Origin of the sequence: Streptococcus sp. (genome assembly GCF_019414905.1) — a bacterium.
GTDB lineage: Bacteria > Bacillota > Bacilli > Lactobacillales > Streptococcaceae > Streptococcus.
The window spans coordinates 1-1,188 of record NZ_DXLC01000278.1 but is presented as its reverse complement, the minus strand read 5'-3'; the positions used below and the strand labels follow the sequence as shown (position 1 = coordinate 1,188).

The window sequence follows — 1,188 nt, the reverse complement described above, 5'->3', positions numbered from 1 at the left end:
GGTCTAACATCTATCCCAGCTGTTATTAAACAGGTCTGAAAGCTGTTTAATAACAGCTGGGATAGATGTTAGACCAGCTAAAAGTGAAGCTCGATAGCGTCTCTCTCCTGCAAGGATTTCATAACCAATAACAGGAGATTGACGAACAATAATCGGTTGAATGACCCCATTTTCTTTGATAGACTGTGCTAGTTCATGTAGTTTTTCTCCATCAAATTCTTTTCGAGGTTGATAGGGATTTTTTTGTATATCCGTGATAGAAATCATTTCAAATTTTTCCATGATTCTACACTAACACATCTTTTCTCTTATGTAAAGCTTTCTTTACATAGATGTCAATTAAGATTCTAAATCGCCTGAACTCTTGTCAAGTTTAATAGATGTAGTTTCTTCTTTACCGTTACGATAGTAGGTTATTTTAATAGTGTCTCCGATAGAATGATTGTAAAGAGCACTTTGTAAGTCTGTTGATGAAGCAATCTCCTTGTCATCTACTTTTGTAATAACATCGTATTTTTCAAGGTGACCATTTGCAGGCATATTGCTTTGTACAGAACGAACAACTACACCAGATGTTACACTGCTTGGAATATTCAGTCTTCTAATATCACTTGTATTAATATTTGAGAGATTGACCATTTGGATGCCCAAAGCTGGACGCGTCACTTTTCCGTTCTTTTCCAACTGTTCAATAATATTGATAGCATCATTTGCAGGGATTGCGAAACCAAGGCCTTCTACAGAGGTTCCTCCATTTGTGGCAATTTTACTTGAGGTAATTCCGATAACCTGTCCTTGAATATTGATTAGTGGGCCACCAGAGTTACCTGGGTTGATAGCAGTATCAGTTTGGATGGCTTTTGTAGAAATGGCTTGTCCATCTTCAGATTTTAAGGATACATTTCGATTGAGACTAGATACGATACCTTGAGTGACAGTATTTGCATATTCAGAACCTAACGGACTACCAATAGCAATAGCAGTTTCTCCTACGGTTAACTTGCTAGAATCACCAAACTCAGCTACTGTTGTAACTTTTTCTGAAGAGATTTTGACGACAGCAATATCAGAGAAAGTGTCAGCTCCGACAATTTCTCCAGGTACTTTAGTCCCATCTGACAATCGAATATCTACTTTGCTGGCGCCATTTATAACGTGATTGTTGGTGACGATGTAGGCTTCTTTATC

The 1,188-nt window shown here is 37.6% G+C and carries 1 protein-coding gene and 1 pseudogene; both read right to left on the bottom strand.

What is annotated here, in order from left to right; all coding sequences use genetic code 11:
* Nucleotides 1-33: 33 nt before the first annotated feature.
* Nucleotides 34-282 (bottom strand): annotated as a pseudogene (locus tag QZ359_RS08510) (ParB/RepB/Spo0J family partition protein); the annotation flags it as partial.
* A gap of 57 nt (nucleotides 283-339) precedes the next feature.
* On the bottom strand, nucleotides 340-1,188 hold an 849-nt coding region (locus QZ359_RS08505; protein WP_293965723.1), incomplete at its 5' end, for a trypsin-like peptidase domain-containing protein.